Here is a 16,532-nt window from a genome sequence, read left to right on the forward strand (position 1 = left end):
AAGGGGCATCATCATGAGCGAGGCCAAGTCTTACGATATCCGTAAGATTTTGAATGCTTTGCCGCACCGTTATCCGCTCCTCCTGGTTGACCGGGTGGAGTCGATGACGGCGGGTGAGGAAATTCACGCGATCAAGGCGGTCAGCTTCAACGAACAGTTCTTCCAGGGGCATTTCCCGGGGCGTCCGATCATGCCGGGTGTCCTGATTGTGGAAGCGCTGGCCCAATCCGCCGCAATTCTGGCGATCGAGTCGCTGGAATTGGCGGGGTCGGGGAAGCTCGTCTATTTCATGGCGATTGAGGATGCCAAGTTCCGCAATCCCGTGGAACCGGGTTGTCTGCTCGACCTGCATGTGGGCTTCGTTCAGAAACGCGCACGCGTGTGCAAGTTCTGGGGCAAGGCCATGATTGGTGATAAGGTCGCCTGCGAGGTTCAGTTCACCGCGATGATCGCCGACCCTCCCGCTGAGGGGGAGTAATCCTTGCATTTTGTGGGGCCCGCCTTTATGGGCCCCGCTTTCTATCCATCCGAAGAGCCGGTCGGAACCGGCTCGTTTTTACGGAGCACCACCGCCATGAAGGCCGATACGCATCCCGATTACCACACGATCAAGGTCCAGATGACCGACGGTACCGTGTTCGAAACCCGCTCCACCTGGGGTAAGGAAGGCGACACGCTGGCGCTCGAAATCGACCCGACCAGCCATCCGGCCTGGACCGGCGGCAACCGCGTGGTCAACGAAGGCGGCCAGGTGGCACGCTTCAACAAGCGTTTCGGCGGTCTGTCGCTCAAGAAGAAGTAAGCGACAGTCTCGTTCTGAGATACGGGAAAGGCGGCTTTCGGGCCGCCTTTTTTGTTATTCTGCGAAGATGGTATTCCCTGTCACTGCCAAGGCCGTTCCCGGTACCATTTGGTGATGACGTACTTCAGGCCTTTTCGCACTTTCATGCCGTGATGCAATGTTGCGGGGTTGACCCGGCCATCGGGCAGTCGGTTGTTCCATGTCAGCAGTTTGCCCTGTTCGGGCTGAAACGTCTTGCCGATATGCTTGAAGCGCGTGCCGCCACCCGCCTGTGGCTCGTTGAGATAGACCATCGCCGTCCAGGTGCGCTGGCCTGCCAAGGCGCAGTACTGCTGGTAATCCGTGCCGTTCGGTTCGAAGTAATCGGTGTGGGCCTTGAACTCCTGCCCCACGGCATAGCGTTGCCCCTGAACCGGTTCGCCATGATGGGGATCGATCCCCGTTAGCGTATGGAGCAGGCGTTCCAGTTCCTGCACCGCTGGCTCCTCTGCATCGAGATCGCAGGTTTCGCTGGTCCGGAAATAGGCATCGCCATTGGGATCGGCGATGGTGGAAGGGTGGCGATTGGCATCGATCAGTTCGATCAAGCGGGCGCAATGCGTCGGGTCGAGAAAAGCCCGGGTATGGAACAGGTCCAGCGCGGGGCTGGGGGTGCGTCTGATGCCTGGCCAGGCAAGCAGGTGGTCGACTGTCATATCACCGGGGTGCGTCATAGGTGCTGGATATACCGGCCGGATCGCCGTGCAAATCATTCGATGGAAATGAGGCGCAGATTTCGCTTCCAAAAGGCTGCGCTCTATGCCAGAGGCTCGCCCCCGAGGTTGCTTCACGACAGGCAACCATCGCTAGTGTGGCGACCGTAGCTCAGTTGGTTAGAGCGCCGGTTTGTGGTACCGGAGGTCGGGGGTTCGAGACCCCTCGGTCGCCCCAGCGATTTCAAGGCATCATACCGAATTATTTGACCCGATCCCTCCTGCGGGGGCAGGCGTGTGGCTTTCGCATGATTCGCGTCGGGGCGATGTTTTTCGAGCATATTCGATGCTGCGAACGGGTCGCGCTTGTGTATATCCCATTCACCTGCCAAAGGGCGCAGCCTAGGTCGATATGATACACGGTTTCGCCAATCCGACCCGTTTTCTGAAGCTGGCTCGCTGGCTGACGCCGCTGCTTCTCTGCAGCGGACTAATTGTCGCCTCTGCTGCATTGGCCTGGGGGCTGTTCATGGTCCCACCCGATCGGCTGATGGGCGATACCGTCCGAATCCTGTTTATTCATGTGCCTGCCGCGTGGCTGGGCATGGGGGGATGGACGGCGATTGCCCTTTCCAGCCTGGTGGAACTGGTCTGGCGGCATCCCTTGGCATCGCTGGCGGCGCGTGCCGCCGCTGTGCCCGGGGCCGCGTTCACTGCGATTTGCCTGCTTACCGGCTCCATCTGGGCGCGGCCTACCTGGGGGACATGGTGGGTGTGGGACGGTCGTCTGACGAGCTTCCTCGTTCTTCTGTTCCTTTATTTTGCCTATATCGCACTGGCCGGGGCCGCGCAGCGCGATGGCGCATCGAGCCGCATTCCAGCGATCTTTGGGCTGATTGGGGCGATCAACGTCCCGATTATCAACCGTTCCGTCGTCTGGTGGAACAGCCTGCATCAGCCGCCCAGCATCACCATCGGCAAATCGGCGATCGACCCGGCTTTCCTTTGGCCACTGCTGGCCGCAACCATCGGGTTTTCCCTCTTGTTCGGGGGCGTGGTTCTGGCGCGGATGCGCATGTTGCTGGCCGATGTGCAGGCGGAGGCGCGCTTGCGCCGCAAGGCGCTGGAGGCGTGACAGGCAATGCGTGAGGCGCTCGATCACTGGAACTTTGTCCTTGCCGCCTATGCCGTGGGTATAGTGGGGACATTGGCGGTCGTGGGGTGGAGCTGGCTCGCGATGCGCAGGGCCGAAGCGCGACGGGACAGGATCAAAAGACGATGAGCACCCGGATTAAGGCGAAACACCAGCGGCTTGTGCTGGTGGTCATAGCGCTTGTCGCGCTTGTGGGCGCGGGGCTGCTGGCGGCATGGGCGTTGCGTAGTCAGGCCAGTTATTTTTTCGTCCCCAGTGAAATGCGGGAGGCGCCGCCATCCGTCGGGCAGGCGGTCCGCCTTGGCGGCATGGTGGAACAAGGATCGATTAAGACCTTGCCCGATGGCGTGACGATCTCGTTCGTGGTGGGCGACGGCAAGGCGCGTATGCCGGTGCAATATGCCGGTATCCTGCCGGATCTGTTCGTTGAAGGATCGGGTGTGGTTGCGGAAGGAAGGCTTAACGCCAACGGTGTGTTTGTTGCTGATAACCTGCTGGCAAAGCACGATGAAAATTACGTGCCGCGCGAACTCGAACATATGACCGCGGCGCAGGCCGATGCGGCAGTGGCGGAAACGCGGTGATCGCGGAATTCGGTCTGGCGGCCCTGTGGCTGGCCGCGGCTTTGGCCGGGCTGCAACTGGTCATGGGCGTTTCTGCCTTGCGCAACGGGGATGGGCCGCTGGCTATACTGGTGCGCCCTGTTGCGGTCATGCAGGGCGTTCTGACAGTCGTGTCGTTTGCGGCCCTTGTGGCGCTGTTTATCCGCACCGATCTGTCGGTGAAGTTGGTGGTTGCCAATTCGCATTCGGCCAAACCCTTCATTTACAAGCTGGCAGGAACCTGGGGCAACCATGAAGGGTCCATGCTGCTGTGGGTTACTGTCATGGCCGGGATGGGCGCGCTCATTGCGCTGCTGGAACGGCGCCTGCCCGAACGCACCATGTTGGCCACCCTGGCCACACAGGCGTTTGTCGGGCTGGGTTTCTACGCATTTCTGCTGTTGTCCTCCAACCCGTTTGAGCGGCTGCCCGAACCGGCCGTTGACGGCATGGGGCTGAACCCCCTGTTGCAGGACATCGGTTTGGCTTTCCATCCGCCGACGCTTTACCTCGGTTATGTGGGGCTTTCGTTGGCGTTCAGCTTTGCCGTCGGCGCTTTGTTGACGGGGCAGGTCGGGCCGACTTTCGCAAAAGTCATGCGGCCCTGGGTGCTGGGGGCATGGATTTTCCTGACGATCGGCATCGCTGCGGGCAGCTACTGGGCCTATTATGAATTGGGCTGGGGGGGCTGGTGGTTCTGGGACCCGGTGGAAAATGCCTCGTTGATGCCATGGCTCGCGGCCACGGCCCTGCTGCATTCGGCCAGCGTACTGGCCGCGCGTGACGCCTTGCGCGCCTGGACTGTCATGTTGGGCGTAGTGGCCTTTTCGATGTCGATGGTGGGCACGTTCCTGGTGCGCTCCGGCATTCTGACCAGTGTGCATGCCTTTGCCGTCGATCCTGAGCGGGGCAGTTTCATTCTCGCCCTTCTGGCGATCTACATCGGGGGTGCTCTGGTTCTGTTCGCCTTGCGCGCCAGCAGCATTGCGGAAGGGGAGCGTTTCAGCGTGACCAGCCGCGAAGGGGCGCTGGTGTTTAACAATGTCATGTTGTCCGCGCTGCTCGGCATTGTTTTGCTGGGAACGCTTTACCCGCTGGTTACCGAGGCGTTCGGTGTGAAGGTCTCGGTCGGGCCACCATACTTCAACCCGGTTGGGGCGATCTTCGCCTTGCCGATGCTGGTGGTCATGGCGATCGGGCCTTTGCTGCGCTGGCGCAGGGACCGGTTGCAGCGTGTGCGCAGCCCGTTGATCGCTGTGGGTCTTTTGCTTGTTCTGGTTTTGGTTGGTCTATTGGTGTGGCGTCCGTTCGGGTTGCTGCCGTTGCTCGGCCTTGGCCTGTCGATTGCGCTTATGGTGGCAAGCCTGTTGCCCTTGCGTGGGCGCCGGCTACGCCATCTGCCTCTGGCCGTATGGGGCATGGTGGTGGCCCATTTCGGTATCGGTCTGGCCCTGTTCGGTATGGCGGCGGATAGTTCGCTGACCGTGGAAAAACTGGCAGCGGCGCAAACCGGCGATGTGGTTGCCGTTGGGCCGTGGACTGTCAAACTGGAAGCGGTGGAGCCGGTTGCCGGGCCTAACTGGACAGCGCTGGAAGCGCGCCTGAAAGCACAATATCGTGATGGCGCTGTTGTGACAGTCACACCGCAGGCGCGCAGTTTCTGGACCCCGCCGCAGCAGACCAGTGAAAGCGCGTTGCTGACGCGCTGGAATGGCCAGCTCTACGCAGTGCTGGGCAATGAAACCGAAGATGGCCGGTGGCAATTGCGCCTGTGGTGGAAACCTTTTGTGACCTTCATCTGGTATGGCGGCCTGTTGGTGGCATTGGGCGGGCTTCTCGCTTTGCTGGGGCGGGTTGCAACCGATCTGCGCCGCCGTTCTGCCGTCAGGCAGATTGCCCAGCGCAAGAACGAAATCGCGAAAGTGCGGGGGGCCTGATGCGCGGTGGATGGAAGGTCTGGCTGCCGCTGGCGCTGTTCCTCGGCTTTGTCGGGCTGGTTGCCCTGCAGCTCTTTCGCCCTGCGGCGCGCGAGGTGGAAAGTGCGATGATCGGCAAGCCCGTACCGCAATTCGCCCTGCGTCCGGCTCTGGCAGATATGCCCGGTCTGGCGACCGCGGATCTGGCCGATGGGAAACCGCGCCTGCTGAATATCTGGGCGAGCTGGTGCGTGCCTTGTGCGGCCGAGGCGCCGCAGCTTGAGGCCTTGCGCAAGCAGGGGGTGGATATCGTTGGCGTCGCCATTCGCGACCGGCCCGAAGATGTGACGGCCTTTCTGGGCCGTTACGGCAATCCCTATACGCGCGTAGGTGCGGATGATCTTTCGGAAGTGCAGATGGCGATCGGCTCCTCCGGTGTTCCGGAAACCTTCGTTGTCGATGGCAAAGGGGTGATCCGGTACCAGCATATCGGCGATATCCGGCCGGAACATGTGCCGATGTTGATCGAAAAGCTGAAGGAAGCCGGTGCGTGAGGGCGCTGATCGCCTTGTGGCTGGCAATGGTTCTGGCCCTGGCCGGGCAGGGTGTGGCCGCGCAGGATTCGATGCCGCCTGCCCCCTACGCCTATCGGCAACTCGATAACGCGGATCAGGAAGCCAAGGCCAAGGCACTGATGGAAACCCTGCGCTGTCTCAAGTGCCAGGGCCAGTCCATCGCGGATTCCGATGCGCCGATGGCCGGTGATATGCGCCATCAGGTGCGGACCCGCATTGCCGCGGGCGAGGAACCGGAAGCCATTCGCGCCTGGCTGATCGAACGCTATGGCGATTACGTCAGTTTCGCGCCCCGCGTGGACAGCGCAACCTGGCCTCTGTTCGCGGTGCCGTTGATCCTGCTGATTGTTGCGGGATTGCTGTTGTGGCGCAAGTTGGGGAAACGCGCATGATCTGGCTGCTGTTGATCGCGTTGGCCCTGCTTATCGCCATTGCGGGAATGTGGCTGTTTCGCGTGCCGCGCAGCCTGTGGGCCATCCCCGGCGTTGCGCTGGCATTGGGGCTTGCCGGTTATGCGTGGCAAGGCAGACCGGATATGCCGGGTGCCCCGAAGGCTGCTGCTTTGGTGAAAGATGTCGATGGCACCGGTATGGTAGCCGTGCGCCAGAGCTTCGCCAACGGCGCACCGTCGAGCGATTATCTCATTATTTCGGACGGTTTCGCCCGCCGCGGCGATTTCGCAAAGGCCGCCGGAGTGCTGCGTGGTGCTGTGCGCAAAAATCCCCAGGATAGTCAGGCATGGCTGGCCATGGCCAACGCTCTGGTGGAACAGGCCGATGGCCAGCTTTCTCCGGCATCGCTCTATGCCTATCGCAGGGCGGGTGAGGCAGCGCCGCAGGATGCGGCGCCGTCGTTCTTCCTCGGAGTGGCGATGATTCGCGCGGGAAGGTTGATCGAGGCCCACCAGTTGTGGAGCGAATCGCTGCGCAAAACACCCGCTGATGCCCCTTGGCGGGGGAACTCGAACAAAGAATAGCGGCTCTGGAGGAGCTTATGCGCCGGATTGTCGCACAGTAGCTTGCCTTGTTGCGGCGCAGTAGCCATGCTGCTAAGCGCCGTCGCCCGCTCGCAGGATGCCAGGTGGCGGGAATAACTGGCAACAGGGGCTATCCATCCTGATGACCGATTCCGCTGATGTGAGCGATAACCCTCCACCGACACCGCCGACACAAACGCATGGCCACAGCCGCGAATCGAATATCGCGCTGATGGCCTTTGGCGCTATCGGGATTGTCTTCGGCGATATCGGGACCAGCCCGTTATACGCATTTCGTGAAACCTTCGTCGGGCCGCACCCGCTGGCGCTCGACGATCTGCACGTGCTGGGCGTCACGAGTCTGATTTTCTGGTCGATGACGCTGGTCGTGTCGATCCAGTATGTCGGCATGTTGATGCGGGCGGACAACAAGGGGCAGGGCGGCAGCCTTGCCCTCGTCGCCCTGCTGTCCCGGTTTATCGGGCGATCGGGGTATGGCTGGCTGGTGGTCACGCTGGGCGTATTCGCGACATCGCTGTTCTATGGCGACAGCATGATCACCCCGGCCGTTTCGGTGCTGTCTGCGGTCGAAGGGTTGACCGTGGTGGAAAGTTCGCTGCAGCCGCTGGTCATGCCGATTGCATTGGTCCTGCTGGTTCTGCTGTTTTTCCTGCAGAAACGCGGCACCGAACTGGTCAGCAAACTTTTTGCCCCGGTGATGACGATCTATTTCGTGGTGCTGGCCGTTCTGGGCTTGATGCACATCGTGACATCGCCGGAAGTGCTGGTGGCGCTGAACCCGTGGTATGCTCTGCAGTTCTTCCTCAGCGATCGTTTGCTGGCGTTTCTGGCGCTGGGTTCCGTCGTTCTGGCCGTGACCGGTTCGGAAGCGCTCTATTCCGATATGGGGCACTTCGGCCGTGGGCCGCTGCGCCTGTCGTGGTTCGGCTTCGTCATGCCCTGTCTGTTGCTGAATTATTTCGGTCAGGCGGCGATGATCCTGAGCCTCGATGCCGCCGCGGCGAGCGAGGCGATCCAGAATCCCTTCTTCATGCTGGCATCGGAAGCGTTCCGGCTTCCTCTCGTTATTCTGGCGACCTGCGCCAGCTTCATTGCCAGCCAGGCGGTTATCACCGGCGCGTTTTCGATCACGCATCAGGCTATCCAGCTTGGCTTCATTCCGCGTCTGTCGATCCGTCACACCAACGAAACCGAAGCAGGGCAAATCTATATCCCGGTGATCAACTGGGCCTTGATGGTCGCGGTGATCGTGCTTGTCATCATGTTCCAGAATTCGTCGAACCTCGCATCGGCTTACGGCATCGCCGTTACCGGGGCGATGCTGATTGACGCCTGTCTGCTGGCCGTGGTGGTCATGGCCGTGTGGAAATGGAAATGGTGGCTGGCGCTGCCTGTTCTGGCGGTGGTGTTCATTGTCGATGGCGCCTACTTCGCCGCAAACTTCATGAAGGTGCCCGACGGTGGCTGGTTCCCGCTGCTGATCGGCGGTGTGGCCTTCACCATGTTGACGACCTGGGCGCGCGGACGCGTCTTGATGCGCGAACGCATGGCCGAAGCCAGCCTGCCGATGGAGGTGTTCATCAAATCGGCGGGCAGCGCATTGCGCGTTCCGGGCACGGCGATCTTCATGGCGTCGAACACCGGCGGTGTGCCCTCTGGCTTGCTGCACAACATCAAGCACAACAAAGTGCTGCATGAACGCGTGGTCATCCTGACTGTCGATATCGCCGATGTGCCCTATGTGCCGGAAAGCGAACGGTGCAAGGTCAGCGATCTGGGCGAGGGTTTCTATCGTCTGGTGTTGCACTATGGCTTCATGCAGGAGACGGACATTCCCGCTGCCCTGCAGGACCAGAAGATCTGCGGCGGGCCATTCGACATGATGAGCACCAGCTTCTTCCTGTCACGGCAGACGCTGCTTTCGGCGAAGAACCCGGGCATGGCGATCTGGCGGGAAAAGCTGTTCGCATGGATGATGCGCAATGCGGCATCCCCTATGGATTTCTTCCGACTGCCAACCAACCGCGTGGTCGAACTCGGCAGCCAGGTTGAAATCTGAGGGCAGGCACGGGTTGGTGGTGCTGTTCGAAGGTGCCCATGGATCGATGGAAAGGAAAAAGGGGCGCCACCGTTGCCGGGGGCGCCCCTTTCGGTAGCTATGGTGTGCGGTGATCAGCCGAGATTGGCGCTGACCATCGCATAAAGCATGGGGATCGAAAGCAGCGTGTTGGTGCGGCTGGCGATCAGGGCGCGCGGTGCGGCCGATGCCTTTTCTTCCGGGGTCGCTTCAACCAGGCCGAGGATCTTCTTCTGGGCGGGCCAGATGATGAACCAGACGTTGAAGGCCATGATCAGCGCGAGCCACATGCCGATGCCGATCAGGTTCACGTTGCCCTGACCCGAGAAGGTGAGAGCCTGGACGAGATAGCCACTGACGTGCGCGATCGCGAGACCGGTCAGCACCGTGAACAGCGCGCCGTAGCGGAAGAAGAACAGAACCTTGGGCGCGATATGCTTGGAAACGCCCGGCTTCAGTTCATCCGGGATCGTGGGCATGGTCGGAACTTGCACGAAGTTCAGATAGTAAAGCAGCCCGATCCAGACGATACCGAAGAACAGGTGAAGCCACCGCAGGATCGCGTTGGGATCAGCCGGTGCGCTTGCATTGAAGGCCATGATCAGTGCGATAGCGGCGGCAAATCCCACCACCAGCACCAGATGCAGGTTACCGAAAAACTTTGTCATTATAATCCCCCTTCGTATCCGTTTTTGTTTCGTTTCACAGGAGAGGAGTGGAAACGGGGGATATTACGGGGCGGTGCGATTTTGTCACACCTTTTTGCAATATTAGGCGGGGGAATGCGGTGCTCGGCCTCTTCCTCACCCTTGTCGCCCAGCCCATGGCGCAAGAGCATCGGTATTTGCGTGAAGGTAAACAGGAATGACAGCGGCATGAACACCCAGAGTTTGGCCGCCAGCCATGATCCGAAATCCAGCGTCATCCGCAGCACCTCGTTCAACCCGGCAAGGCACAGGAAGAATACCCCCCAGTTGCGGGACAGCTTCATCCAGCCTTCTTCGTTCAGCCCGTCAAACGCGGCCTCCAGCAGGATCTTGAGCAGGGCCTTGCCCTTCCAGTAGCCGATCAGAAGCGCGATACCGAAAAACAGATAGACGACCGTCGGCTTGATTTGCACGAAGAACGGATCGTGCAGGAAGATGGTCAGCGAACCGAAGCCCACAATCAGTGCGGTGGACAGCAGCAGCATCGGCGACACTTTGCCCAGCCGCCATTTCGATACGGCCAGCGCGATCACGGCCGCGACCATGAAAGCAACCGTGCCGCGGACCACCGCGAACACTTCACCTACGGCATCATTGTGTTCTTCGGGCGCGTAATACTTGTAGACGAGGAAAAAGATGAGCAGCGGCCCGTAATCAACCAGCAGGTTGAGCCAGCCCGATTTCGCCTTTTCCTTGCTTTCCGTTGTTGTCATCAGGCCAGTCCTGCAATCACCCTTGCGACCAGATCGGGATCGAACGGACGCAAGTCATCAATTGTTTCGCCCACGCCGATCGCGTGAATGGGCAATCCATACTTTTCAGCCGCCGCCACAAGAACCCCGCCGCGGGCCGTTCCATCAAGCTTGGTCATGATCAATCCGGTAACCCCGGCCACTTCCTTGAAAGTTTCAATCTGGGAGAGTGCATTCTGACCATTGGTCGCGTCAAGCACGAGTACCACATCATGCGGTGCTTCCGGGTTGATGCGGCCGAGAACGCGGCGAATTTTCGCCAGTTCGTCCATCAGTTCGGTCTTGTTCTGCAGCCGGCCCGCAGTATCGACGATCAGCGCGTCACTGCCGATTTCCGTGGCTTTCCTGACCGCGTCGAACACGACGCTGGCGGGGTCGCCGCCTTCCGCACCCTTGACGATGGGAATGGACAGGCGATCGGCCCATACGCTCAATTGGCCAATGGCGGCCGCGCGGAAGGTATCACCGGCAGCCAGCATGACGCTGTAGTCATCTTCCTGAAAAAGGTGCGCAAGCTTGGCGATAGTCGTCGTCTTGCCACTGCCATTCACGCCAATTACCAGCACGACTTGCGGGCGGGGGAAGGCGGTCACTTCCAGCGGCTTGGCCACGGGCCGAAGAATTGCGGCGATCTCTTCCGCCACGGCTTCGCGCAGTCCCTGCTCATCAATATCGCGCCCGAAGCGCTGTTCCGACAGACGGGCCCGGATACGCGCGGCAGCGGTCGGGCCGAGATCCGACAAAATCAGCGCGTCCTCGACATCGTCGAGCGTCGCATCATCAAGCTTCGATGTGCCTCCGGAAACACCGGACAGGTTTTCGGAAAATTTGTCCGACGTTTTTCGGAAACCGCCGAGCAGGCGATCCGACCAGCTTTGCCCGCTCATTGCAGCAGTCCTTCTTCGATACGTGTAGGCGTCAGGGGCAGGATCACGCCGCGCGGTGTACCCGGCGGCAGGGCGACGCGCGCGAAGTTTTCCGCATGGCCCGTCCCGTCAGCCTCGCTCAATACAAACAGTGTCTGGCCGATTTGCCGGTTCAGCCAGATTTCCCGTTCCCGCGCGACCGCGGCCCGCAACTGGGCGGCGCGTTCGCGGATTGTGGCGTGGTCCACTTGCGGCATGCGCGCAGCAGGCGTTCCGGGCCGGGGGGAATAAGGGAAAATGTGGCCGTGCACGATGGCAAGTTCACCAATAATGGAAAGATTGGCCGCATGCATGGCGGCATCTTCCGTCGGGAAACCCGCGATCAGATCCGCGCCGATGGCGATATCCGGGCGCCGTTCGCGCAGGTGCGAGACAAGCCGCACCGCGTCCGCACGCGCATGGCGCCGCTTCATCCGTTTGAGCACCAGATCATCGCCGTGCTGAAGGGAAAGGTGAACATGGGGCATGACGCGAGGTTCGCTTGCCAGCAGTTCGAGCAGCTGATCATCGATCTCGACCCCGTCAAGCGACGACATCCGCAGGCGACGCAAGGAACCGAATGCGGTGAGAATGGCGTCGACCAGGCTTCCCAGTCGGGGGCTGCCGGGCAAATCATGGCCCCATGATGTGACATCCACGCCGGTAAGCACCACTTCGGGCGCGCCCAGTGCCATATGCTGTTCCACCTGTTGCAGCACTTGCGCAATGGTCAGCGAACGGCTTGGCCCGCGGCCCTGCGGGATGACGCAGAATGTGCAGGCGTGATCACAGCCGTTCTGCACCGCGATGAAGGCGCGCGTATGCGCGGCGGGTTTCGGCGGGGCCGTGGCCGGGACATTCCATGCGCGCGGGTCCAGCTTGGCGGTATTGGGGATCAGCCCGTCGACTTCGGGCATGGCGGCGATCTGTTCGCGTTCGATATCCGCCGCGCACCCGGTGACCAGCAGGCGTGCATCGGGGCGCTGGCGGCGTGCCCTGCGGATTGCCTGCCGGGTCTGGCGCACGGCTTCGGCGGTCACAGCGCAACTGTTGACCACCACCACGTCGTTTTCCTGTGCGAGCAAAGCCCGGATCGACTCGCTTTCCGCGATGTTGAGCCGACAGCCGAGCGAAATGACTTCGGCTGGCTTCGCTTCGTTCATGCGAGCGCGTCCCATTCGAAGTCGCCCCGGAACGATTCTGTTGCGGGCCCGGTCATGGTGATGGTGCCGTCTTCACCCCACGCGATAGTGAGCGTGCCGCCCGGCAGGGTAACCGCAACACTGCGATCCACCAGCCCACGCCGCATGGCTGCGATCGCGCTGGCGCAGGCACCGGTCCCGCAGGCACGGGTCAGCCCAGCGCCACGTTCCCACACGCGCAGGCGCATCGCACCGCGATCCGTCACTGTTGCAACATTGACATTGACCCGTTCGGGAAACAGCGGATCGTTTTCAATCACTGGGCCGAGCCGGTCGAGTTCGACCGCGTCGGTATCCGACACGAAAAACACAACATGTGGATTGCCGACATTGACCGCGACCGGGTTTTCCAGCTCTTCCCAGCCGACCGGCATCGACAGGGTATCCATCGCATAGGCGAGCGGGATTATATCCCAGTCGAAACGGGGCAGCCCCATGTTCACCGCAATTCCGGCGTCTGCCAGCTGCGCTTCGATCACCCCGCCACCCGTTTCGATAGTGCAGGCCTGTCCGTAAAGCAGCGCCACGGCGCGGCTGGCATTGCCGCAGGCGCCGACTTCACTGCCATCCGGATTGAAAATCCGCATGCGGAAATCCGCGATTGCGCTGTTTTCCATCAGCACCAACTGGTCGCATCCGATGCCCGTGCGGCGATCGGCCAGCGCGGCTGCCTTGCGCGCGTCGACCGGCGGCAAGGGTTGGTTACGGCTGTCCAGCACCACGAAGTCGTTGCCAAGACCGTGCATCTTGATGAAAGGAACGCGCATGATGCCGCGCATCTATGCGCTGGCGGGCCTCACGTCCAGTGTTGGTGGGGCAGTATTCAGCCTGCTTGCCCGTGTTTTGGCATAAGGGAGCGGTGCGCGCGGTCATCGGGCGCAGGATGTTCCATCGGGGCGATCAGGAGATTGCGTTCTGCCAGCATGGCCGAGGTTTCCCATGCGCTTTGGGGTTTGCCATAAAGGAAGCCCTGACCTTTCATGGCACCCATACTGCGCAGGACCTGATGCACGGGCTCGGATTCAATCCCTTCCGCTGTGACAGGCAGGTTCAGCCCTTTCGCCAGCGACACAATGGCTTCGACCAGTTTGCGATTGGCTTCGTCATCGGCCAGACCGGTGACAAAGCTGCGATCAATTTTCAGCTGGTCGAATGGCAGGGAACGAAGCTGGGTCAGGCTCGAATAGCCGCTGCCGAAGTCATCCAGGCTGATGCGAATACCCTGATTTTTAAGACTGGTGATCATCGAACGCACGGTCCCGATCTGATCGTGGAGGCAGCTTTCGGTAATCTCTATTTCAAGGCGTTCGGGCGGGAAGCCGGATTCGATCAGCATATGCAGCAGTTTTTGTGAGAACCAGGGGTCGCGCAGTTGTACGGGGGAGATGTTGACGGAAAGCACCAGTCGCGGGTCCCACTGTTTCGCGTCGTTCAGGGCCGTGCGGATCAGGGATTCCGACAGGGCGGCAATGGCGCCGATCTCTTCCGCAACGGGAATGAAAACCTCGGCGGTGATCCCGTTCATATGCGGGGCTTGCCAATGGGCCAGCATTTCGAATCCCACCAGATCACCCGTCTCGATATCGACCTGCTGCTGGTAATAGGGAACGAATTCACCCTCGGCGATCGCCTTGCGAATGCTGTTTTCCAGATCGCTGCGGATGCGCAGTTCGCTTTCCATGGCAGGGTTGAACCAACTGTATCGGTTACGGCCAGCCTTTTTTGCCTGATACATCGCGATGTCCGCTTCGTGGATCACCTGTTCTGCGGACGTCGGGCTTGTGCCGCAGGTCTGTGCGATGCCGATGGATGCCGTCACATCGCATGACGATTCTTCCACAGACAGGGGGGAACTGATGGTTTTCAGGATATTCAGGGCGACGACATCCACGCGTTCCGGCTGTTGCGGGTCGAATGGCATGAAGCAGCAGAATTCATCCCCGCCCAATCGTGCGAGTTGGGCTTCCGGGGGATGGCCGTGGAAATGCGTTTGGCAATATCGATCAGCAGACTGTCGCCCGCGCGGTGCCCGTTGAGATCGTTGACATGCTTGAAGTTGTCGAGATCGAGCAACAAGGCCGCGATTTTCTGGCCGCTTCTGGCAGCCTGACCGCCCATTGTGGCAATGACTGCCGGCGTGCTGCGCCTGTTGAGGCATCCGGTCAGCGGGTCGGTGGCGGCGAGGGTGCGGGCCTCGGCTTCGGCCTCGCTGCGAACCCGTACTTCCTGGCCCAGTTCCTTGTAGCGACGCCATCCGAAGATGATGAGCGCAATGTTGAGCAATAGGGCGCTGACGAGAGCGGGTTCAGGCTGTCTGCCTGTGCCAAGCCAGGCGCCGATTGTCTGGCCGATCGTGGGGCCGCCAATGCCGACGAACAACAGGCAGGCAGCGATCATGATGCCGATTGCGACGATATCGTGATCGGCGCGCTCCAGCGCGTTTTCTTGCCCCTGTACTTTGGTTGTAGCCACGGCGCCCCCCAACGGCATTAATCATCCGGGGTTTGCCACGACGAATTTGAGAATTGGTTAATAAAGCTTGTATTCGTGTGCGTTGAGGGTTTGTTGTTATCCCCTTTTCTTTCAGTTTTTTAAGCCAATGTCGCGCAGGCGCTGCTGCAGGAAATCATCGGCCATGATCGGATGCGGATAACGATTGGGTCTGTCTGGTCCGATACATTGCGGCAGGGTGGCTATAGTGTAATCGCTGCGTGGGTGCAGGAAAAAGGGCATGGAATAGCGGCTGCGCTGTGCCGCATTTTCCGCCGGGTTGCGCACGCGATGAATGGTGGAGGGCAGAACATGGTTCGTCAGCCGTTCCAGCATATCCCCGACATTGATCACAAGCGCACCATCCGGTGGCGATACGGGGAGCCACCGCCCATTGCGGTCCAGCAATTCCAGACCCGATTCCTCCGCGCCCAGAAGCAGGGTGATCAGATTGATGTCGCCGTGGGCCGCCGCACGTACAGCGCCATGCGGATCACTGGTGAGCGGGGGATAATGGAGCAGGCGCAATACGGAATTGCCAAAATCCACGACCGGGTCAAACCACGCGGCGGGCAATCCGAGATAGATTGCGATGCGCGACAGGATGATCCGTCCTGTGCGATCGAGTTCGGCGAACATGGCGCGAAACGTGTCTGCGAAACCATCGGGATGATCGGGCCAGATATTGGCCGGCATCGACCCAGACAGCAGGGGATGGCCAGCAGGAAGATCGCGCCCGATATGCCAGAATTCCTTGAGGTCCCCCCGATTTGCCCCTTTGGCTACCTCGCGTCCGAACGGTGTATAGCCACGGGCACCGGCCATGTCTGGCCTGTGATACTGACGTTTCGTATCCTCGGGCAGCGCGAAAAAGGTGCGCGTGAGAGCCCATGCCCGGGCGACCATGGCCGAATCCAGCCCATGATCGCATACCATCGCAAAACCGAAGCGTTCGAAGCTTTCGCCTATTCCTTGTGCAAAGCGGGTTTCATCGTCGTTGAGGGAGAGGATGGGGAGAGTTTCTAACGTCATGTGGAGATACGGGCCGTTTGCGGTTAAGGCGCGGCTCTAACGCGAAATGGGAGCACATGCATGAGCAAAAGCTATTGGCTGATGAAGTCGGAACCCGATGCTTATAGCTGGGACGATCTCGTCACCGAAGGCGAAGGCACCTGGGATGGCGTGCGCAACCATCGCGCAGCCAACAACCTGCGCGCGATGAAAGTGGGCGATCAGGCGTTCTTCTACCATTCGAATATCGGCAAGGAGATCGTCGGGATTGTAGAAATCAGCGTTTCGGGAATACCCGATCCCAGCGATCCCGAAGGCAAATGGGCCGCTGTGAAAGTGAAGCCTGTGCGTAAACTGGCGCATCCCGTTACCCTGAAAGCCATCAAGGAAAATCCGGCTTTGGTCGAGATGGAACTGGTGCGCCTGTCACGCCTGTCCGTTGCAGAAATCCAGCCGACCGAATGGCGGGAAGTCCTCGCTATGGCTGGGGAGTAGAACCAGACGGCCGCAGTGGCTGTACCATCCTGTTACAGGATGGGAAATCGGGTGTGGACGGGGCTATCCAATGGTTAGCATTCAGTTAATATCGGGGCATGAAACAAGCCCTGATCCTGCCTGGTGAGAAAGCGGTCTATACCGTTCCTGCGCCGC

The 16,532-nt window shown here is 60.5% G+C and carries 20 protein-coding genes and 1 tRNA gene; 12 read left to right on the forward strand and 9 right to left on the reverse strand.

The annotated features are described in order from the left end of the window. The first annotated feature begins 13 nt into the window (after nucleotides 1–13). Both fabZ and rpmE read left to right on the forward strand, forming a co-directional pair. Nucleotides 14–478 (forward strand): 3-hydroxyacyl-ACP dehydratase FabZ, encoded by a 465-nt coding sequence (gene fabZ / locus EGO55_RS15465; RefSeq protein ID WP_021688474.1) that lies wholly within the window; start codon nucleotides 14–16, stop codon nucleotides 476–478. Nucleotides 479–574: 96 nt separating this feature from the next. After that, entirely contained in the window at nucleotides 575–802 is a 228-nt protein-coding gene (gene rpmE, locus EGO55_RS15470; RefSeq protein WP_021688473.1) for a 50S ribosomal protein L31, read from the forward strand. 80 nt (nucleotides 803–882) lie between these two features. Here the strand turns inward: rpmE and EGO55_RS15475 are convergent, their stop codons facing one another. Next, the gene (locus EGO55_RS15475) at nucleotides 883–1,515 is read right to left on the reverse strand and encodes a prolyl hydroxylase family protein (protein WP_040714611.1); all 633 of its coding nucleotides are present in this window, start codon (nucleotides 1,513–1,515) and stop codon (nucleotides 883–885) included. Between the two features lie 140 nt (nucleotides 1,516–1,655). Here EGO55_RS15475 and EGO55_RS15480 point away from each other — a divergent pair. The 9 genes from EGO55_RS15480 (at nucleotide 1,656) to EGO55_RS15515 (ending at nucleotide 8,796) form a co-directional block, all read left to right on the forward strand. Next, nucleotides 1,656–1,732 (forward strand) — tRNA-His (locus EGO55_RS15480). 177 nt (nucleotides 1,733–1,909) lie between these two features. Then, nucleotides 1,910–2,629: a heme ABC transporter permease CcmC gene (ccmC, locus tag EGO55_RS15485; protein ID WP_040714795.1), complete on the forward strand. Its 720-nt coding sequence runs from the start codon at nucleotides 1,910–1,912 to the stop codon at nucleotides 2,627–2,629. Nucleotides 2,630–2,635: 6 nt separating this feature from the next. Then, on the forward strand, nucleotides 2,636–2,776 hold the full coding sequence (locus tag EGO55_RS20700) for a hypothetical protein (protein ID WP_169727735.1): 141 nt from the start codon (nucleotides 2,636–2,638) through the stop codon (nucleotides 2,774–2,776). Continuing rightward, the gene (gene ccmE / locus EGO55_RS15490) at nucleotides 2,773–3,231 is read left to right on the forward strand and encodes a cytochrome c maturation protein CcmE (RefSeq protein ID WP_021688470.1); all 459 of its coding nucleotides are present in this window, start codon (nucleotides 2,773–2,775) and stop codon (nucleotides 3,229–3,231) included. Before EGO55_RS20700 ends, ccmE begins: the two co-directional genes overlap by 4 nt. After that, nucleotides 3,228–5,186 (forward strand): heme lyase CcmF/NrfE family subunit, encoded by a 1,959-nt coding sequence (locus EGO55_RS15495; protein ID WP_021688469.1) that lies wholly within the window; start codon nucleotides 3,228–3,230, stop codon nucleotides 5,184–5,186. The genes ccmE and EGO55_RS15495 overlap by 4 nt, the downstream gene beginning before the upstream one ends. Continuing rightward, nucleotides 5,186–5,719 (forward strand): DsbE family thiol:disulfide interchange protein, encoded by a 534-nt coding sequence (locus tag EGO55_RS15500; RefSeq protein WP_021688468.1) that lies wholly within the window; start codon nucleotides 5,186–5,188, stop codon nucleotides 5,717–5,719. Before EGO55_RS15495 ends, EGO55_RS15500 begins: the two co-directional genes overlap by 1 nt. A gap of 26 nt (nucleotides 5,720–5,745) precedes the next feature. Next, nucleotides 5,746–6,132, forward strand: a complete 387-nt coding sequence (locus EGO55_RS15505) for a cytochrome c-type biogenesis protein (protein WP_052023601.1) — start codon at nucleotides 5,746–5,748, stop codon at nucleotides 6,130–6,132. Next, nucleotides 6,129–6,716 carry a tetratricopeptide repeat protein gene (locus tag EGO55_RS15510; protein WP_124916803.1) on the forward strand — a complete coding sequence of 196 codons (588 nt, stop codon included), beginning with the start codon at nucleotides 6,129–6,131 and terminating at the stop codon, nucleotides 6,714–6,716. The genes EGO55_RS15505 and EGO55_RS15510 overlap by 4 nt, the downstream gene beginning before the upstream one ends. Nucleotides 6,717–6,855: 139 nt before the next feature. Beyond that, nucleotides 6,856–8,796: a potassium transporter Kup gene (locus tag EGO55_RS15515; protein WP_429860918.1), complete on the forward strand. Its 1,941-nt coding sequence runs from the start codon at nucleotides 6,856–6,858 to the stop codon at nucleotides 8,794–8,796. A gap of 113 nt (nucleotides 8,797–8,909) precedes the next feature. Here the strand turns inward: EGO55_RS15515 and EGO55_RS15520 are convergent, their stop codons facing one another. The 8 genes from EGO55_RS15520 to EGO55_RS15555 form a co-directional block, all read right to left on the reverse strand. Next, nucleotides 8,910–9,482 (reverse strand): urate hydroxylase PuuD, encoded by a 573-nt coding sequence (locus EGO55_RS15520; protein ID WP_021688464.1) that lies wholly within the window; start codon nucleotides 9,480–9,482, stop codon nucleotides 8,910–8,912. Beyond that, a complete protein-coding gene (locus tag EGO55_RS15525; RefSeq protein ID WP_124916804.1) occupies nucleotides 9,482–10,234 on the reverse strand; it encodes an inner membrane-spanning protein YciB in 753 nt (250 codons plus the stop codon). The genes EGO55_RS15520 and EGO55_RS15525 overlap by 1 nt, the downstream gene beginning before the upstream one ends. Beyond that, nucleotides 10,234–11,160, reverse strand: a complete 927-nt coding sequence (gene ftsY, locus EGO55_RS15530; protein WP_021688462.1) for a signal recognition particle-docking protein FtsY — start codon at nucleotides 11,158–11,160, stop codon at nucleotides 10,234–10,236. Before ftsY ends, EGO55_RS15525 begins: the two co-directional genes overlap by 1 nt. Further along, nucleotides 11,157–12,341, reverse strand: a complete 1,185-nt coding sequence (locus EGO55_RS15535) for a MiaB/RimO family radical SAM methylthiotransferase (protein ID WP_021688461.1) — start codon at nucleotides 12,339–12,341, stop codon at nucleotides 11,157–11,159. The genes ftsY and EGO55_RS15535 overlap by 4 nt, the downstream gene beginning before the upstream one ends. Further along, nucleotides 12,338–13,147 (reverse strand): diaminopimelate epimerase, encoded by an 810-nt coding sequence (gene dapF, locus EGO55_RS15540; protein ID WP_040714794.1) that lies wholly within the window; start codon nucleotides 13,145–13,147, stop codon nucleotides 12,338–12,340. Before dapF ends, EGO55_RS15535 begins: the two co-directional genes overlap by 4 nt. Nucleotides 13,148–13,203: 56 nt before the next feature. Beyond that, entirely contained in the window at nucleotides 13,204–14,301 is a 1,098-nt protein-coding gene (locus tag EGO55_RS15545) for a putative bifunctional diguanylate cyclase/phosphodiesterase (protein WP_124916805.1), read from the reverse strand. Further along, nucleotides 14,253–14,852 (reverse strand): GGDEF domain-containing protein, encoded by a 600-nt coding sequence (locus EGO55_RS15550; RefSeq protein ID WP_161566047.1) that lies wholly within the window; start codon nucleotides 14,850–14,852, stop codon nucleotides 14,253–14,255. The genes EGO55_RS15545 and EGO55_RS15550 overlap by 49 nt, the downstream gene beginning before the upstream one ends. A 111-nt stretch (nucleotides 14,853–14,963) precedes the next feature. Continuing rightward, the gene (locus EGO55_RS15555; RefSeq protein ID WP_021688458.1) at nucleotides 14,964–15,902 is read right to left on the reverse strand and encodes an isopenicillin N synthase family dioxygenase; all 939 of its coding nucleotides are present in this window, start codon (nucleotides 15,900–15,902) and stop codon (nucleotides 14,964–14,966) included. 60 nt (nucleotides 15,903–15,962) lie between these two features. Between EGO55_RS15555 and EGO55_RS15560 the strand changes: the two genes are divergently transcribed. Further along, the gene (locus tag EGO55_RS15560; protein ID WP_021688457.1) at nucleotides 15,963–16,376 is read left to right on the forward strand and encodes an EVE domain-containing protein; all 414 of its coding nucleotides are present in this window, start codon (nucleotides 15,963–15,965) and stop codon (nucleotides 16,374–16,376) included. Nucleotides 16,377–16,532 lie beyond the last annotated feature (156 nt).

Origin of the sequence: Caenibius tardaugens NBRC 16725, assembly GCF_003860345.1 — a bacterium.
Taxonomy (GTDB): Bacteria; Pseudomonadota; Alphaproteobacteria; order Sphingomonadales; family Sphingomonadaceae; genus Caenibius; species Caenibius tardaugens.